This is a genomic window from Psychromonas sp. Urea-02u-13 (assembly GCF_002835995.1).
Classification (GTDB): Bacteria; Pseudomonadota; Gammaproteobacteria; order Enterobacterales; family Psychromonadaceae; genus Psychromonas.
Window position 1 is genome coordinate 1 of the sequence record NZ_PJBZ01000148.1, and the last position, 4273, is coordinate 4273.

General features: G+C 35.6%; 4 protein-coding genes. 2 read left to right on the plus strand and 2 right to left on the minus strand.

Features of this window, described 5'->3' with window-relative positions; all coding sequences use genetic code 11:
- Together CXF74_RS20650 and CXF74_RS20655 are read left to right on the plus strand one after the other, a co-directional pair.
- Positions 1–1531: DUF2971 domain-containing protein (locus tag CXF74_RS20650; protein ID WP_101084432.1), on the plus strand; the 1531-nt coding region annotated here is incomplete at its 5' end.
- A 219-nt stretch (positions 1532–1750) separates the two neighbouring features.
- Entirely contained in the window at positions 1751–2707 is a 957-nt protein-coding gene (locus tag CXF74_RS20655; RefSeq protein WP_101084434.1) for an aldo/keto reductase, read from the plus strand.
- Positions 2708–2991: 284 nt separating this feature from the next.
- On the opposite strand, the gene CXF74_RS20660 is transcribed toward CXF74_RS20655, so the two are convergent.
- Both CXF74_RS20660 and CXF74_RS20665 read right to left on the minus strand, forming a co-directional pair.
- On the minus strand, positions 2992–3354 hold the full coding sequence (locus CXF74_RS20660; protein ID WP_157822487.1) for a MerR family transcriptional regulator: 363 nt from the start codon (positions 3352–3354) through the stop codon (positions 2992–2994).
- 353 nt (positions 3355–3707) lie between these two features.
- Positions 3708–4157: a hypothetical protein gene (locus CXF74_RS20665; protein ID WP_157822488.1), complete on the minus strand. Its 450-nt coding sequence runs from the start codon at positions 4155–4157 to the stop codon at positions 3708–3710.
- Between the last annotated feature and the right edge of the window lie 116 nt (positions 4158–4273).

The window sequence follows — 4273 nt, forward strand, 5'->3', positions numbered from 1 at the left end:
CTTTAATCGTATATATGAAGAAGCGAAGAAAGAAGCAGAAAAAGGAAATGCGAATCCAACAAAAGAGGTAATAATAAAATACGCATTCGAGGCAGAGGAGTACACTGATGTCATATCATTAGTAGAGGAAGGAATTGAAGTACCAAGAAAAATTGACAATCAACAAATGTTATATCACATACTGTCATCACTATATTTAGGCATTGATGTAAATGCAGAATATGAAATAGCCATCAATAAGCAGAATTTCTTTAGAAAATCTAGTTGCAACCCATTATATCTAGCCTACTTGATATTAAGAAATATCAAGGCATTGAAAACTCATCTTCTTGAAAAAGAAGACCTTCACTCGATTGGGGATTGGGGATTATATCAAGAAGCTGAGGAATATCTTAGCCATGATGATCTGTTAAACCATTATATGCACGACCCATTAGTAGGAACACTTAAATCACTGAAGGATAAATGGGATTTGCATGTCATTAATATTGAAATAGAAAAGTTGAAGAGTATTGAAGATCCACTAAGCGAATCTGAAAAAACTATGTTGGCATCTTACCTTATTAATGCTAGTAGATACGATGAAGCGACTTCGCTATTAAGAGAGTTGGAACCTTCGATGTCAGTTACTAATATGCTCGCGGTAAACTATGAAAATCAGGGGGAATTTGACACTGCATTAACGAATTATAAATCGGCTATTGATTCAATGAAATTTAGCGGTGAGTTGAATAATGTAATTATCTCAAATTATTTATCTTGTCTAAATCGCTCGGAACACTCTATTTCTGATTCTTTGTATAATGAGTATATAGATAACTTTAATGAGAGTATTGCAGGTTACTTTAGGTATACCTTAACTACATCTCAAAACGGGAATTCGCTGTTTAAGTACTATCCTTTCAATCAGTTCACTCTTGACGCTATAGTTAATGGGTATTGTTATCTAGCATCTTCTGAACAGCTCAATGATCCAATTGAACTACCATACGATAGCTTGAGTGCAGATAAAGATAATTTATTTTTGCGTCCCAACTTCCGATTGGCTTCTTTTTCAAATAATGAGAACTCAATGCTAATGTGGTCGCACTATGCTGAGAATCATACGGGACTTATGGTAGAATACTGCTTTGAGGGCGAACTACCCGATGGTGTCGGTATTGATAAAGTAAGCTACTCTCACACCACCAAAAGATACAAAGAAAAAGAACACTACTTTTTCAACCAATATATGCTTACTAAAAACAAAGATTGGTCATATGAGAAAGAGGTTCGGCTATTTGCATATAAGATGGATAAAATTTATTACGAAAAAGCCAACTATCCATGCAAAAAAGACGATAAAGCTAACGCTTACATAAAAAGCATCACAGTAGGCTATAAGTTCCCTAAAAGCACAATAAAGTTGATACAAGGCATTATCAGTGGCCTTAATGAGAGTCTTGATAATAATTTATCGAAGATTGAATTAAGAAGAGCTAAGTTATCAGAAAAGAATTTTTTCGAACTGGAATACGAAGTCATAAATTAAAGTGAAGTGGTTAAGTTAAATTGGCCACTGGTTTATAGGTTTCTAAGTCGCAATGGGGGCGATTGCGACTTAGCTTTCTACCTCGCTATGGGGCACACATCGACTTAGAGTTTTTACTTTTTTAATAATGTCTCTTGACTTAGAGTTAACTCTAACCTTTAGAGTGCTTCTGTATTAATCAATTTAATGAAAATTTCTATTAATAGCAGAGGCTCAATCATGGATAAAAAAATACTTGGTAATTCGGATATGGAAATCTCACGCTTAGGGTTAGGTAGCTGGGCAATTGGCGGTGACATTGGAGACTGGGGCTGGGGGAAACAATCACAACAAGACTCGATTAATACTATTCATGCTGCATTAGAAGCGGGTATTAACTGGATTGATACGGCTCCAGCTTATGGTTTAGGTAATGCGGAAAAGGTGATCTGTAAAGCCTTAAAGCAGACAAGTTATGAGCCATTTATCTTTAGTAAATGTGGTATTTATTGGAACGAAGGGGAAACAGAGCTACGTAATGGCTTGAGCGATTTACAAATTAAAAAAGAGGTTGATGATAGTCTGAGTCGTTTAGGCGTGGAAGTAATTGACCTTTATCAGATCCATAAACCTAGTCCAGAACATCAACTTGAGGAGGCTTGGTCTACTTTAGCTGACTTAAAACAGCAAGGTAAGGTGCGTCATATTGGTGTATCTAATTTCTCTGCTAATCAGTTGCAATTAATAAATGAAATTGCGCCTATTACTTCAATTCAACCTTCATACTCACTGTTAAATAGAGAAATAGAAGAAGAAATTCTACCGTGGTGCTTAGCAAATAATGTAGGCACCATTCACCATTCTACTATGTCGAATGGCTTGTTAAGTGGTCGCATGAGTCGCTCACGATTTGAACAATTAGATAAACGTGATTGGCGGCATAAAAGTGACCTTTATCAAGAGCCTCTATTTACTCAAAATTTAGCATTTGTCGAGTTTCTTAATAAAATAGCACATGATAAAAAATGCACTCTGGCACAATTAAGCATTGCTTGGACACTAGCGCATCCAGCCACTACAGCTTCAATTGTTGGAGCAAGAAATACAGATCAACTTGCTGGTTTATTAGGTGCCACAGAGGTTTTATTAACTGAAACTGAGTTACGGTTAATTAATGAGTATTCAAATCAGCTATAAGTGATTTAATTTAAAAAGCTTAAGGATAAAATGCTGAACAATAGGAAGATAGGCAATACGGGTATTAAAGTAAGTGGAGTCGGTTTGCCTGTTCACTTGGTCGATATCTGTAATAATATCAATTCCGACAATTATCCCGTCAATTAAGCTGGTTGAAATGATTGCATGAAATTTTATTGATTTTACAATTGTTGTAACTAGTTACAACAATCAATACCTTGTCGTCATGCATTTTTTCAACCCGAAAATTGACCGGATTTGCAATAAATAGACTTTTAGTCTGCTTATTGGTGCTCTGCAAGAAGCTCTTGATAGTGATTAATTTTCCAATCAATATGCGTTAAAAACTCTTTCGTTTCAGTTAACTGACTTTCTAAGCGGATTTTATGTTGCTGCATGATTTGCAGTAAAAACTCTCCTTGATTATTTGCATCTCCAACTTTCGCCGCATACTCTTGAATATCTTTTAGTGGCATACCCGTACTTTTTAAACATTTCACAAAATGTAACCAGCTAATATCATGTTTTCGGTAAAAACGATGACCTGATTCATCGCGTGGAACTGGTGCGATTAGGCCACTTTTTTCATAATATCTAAGCGTATGGTTAGTTAATCCTGTTGCCTTGGAGGCTTCCTTAATTCGCATCTTATTATCCTTAATTAATAGCAATAACATTAAATTAAACTGTTTCTGTATTGCAAGCTTTGTAAGGATAACAACTATTGGAAGCTACTTCTTTCATAAACTAACAAAGCAGTTTAGAAAAAGGTCACTATTGAGGGAAATGAATGCGTATTAAAGTGTCGTGGCTAAGTACAATTGGCCACAAAAATTTAGGGGGGCTAAGTCGTAATGGGGGCGGTAGCGAGTTAGCTTGCTAGGGCGCTTTGGGGCACAAAGCGCCTTAGGAAATTTACCACAGGACACAAAAAAGGCCACCAATGGATAGCCTCAAATAATGCATATAACGGGTGTTATGGTAAATACAGAAACAATACCTAGCAAGCTTGGGTAGGGTATTTACTATTTGGAAATATTTTTTCATGCTTTCTCTTAAGAAGTTCCCAACATGCGACCATCTTTATAGTTGGAGTACCAACAGCCTTAGCGTAACTAGCTAAAGCCCTATATAACATAATTACACAATCATCTTCGCCTATGTTAATTTCATGATCTAGGTTTGGATTTTTATGGCTGTGCTTAAGCTCATTGCGTATGGTATTAAGATCATCTGAAAAATTTGAAAATTTATTATATTCGCAAAGAAAGTCTTCATACACTTCACCGATGACTGACTTACCTCCTGATTCTTTGATAATATTGCCAAGTAATTCTTCAGCGGCACCAGCAAGAGTTATTGCACAAACATAATTATTTTCTATTGCATAGAGATAAACCGCTTTCTCTATCTGTATTCTGGCTATTTCAGCCTTACTTAGAATCATCATAGCCAACTGTTGTTTACAATCTCTGTTTCATATAGTTTTTTTCCTTTTACCTCTAAACTCTCTAAAACATAAAGAATCACAAAATCTATTACCTTAGAGAATAATTCAAAGTCTTT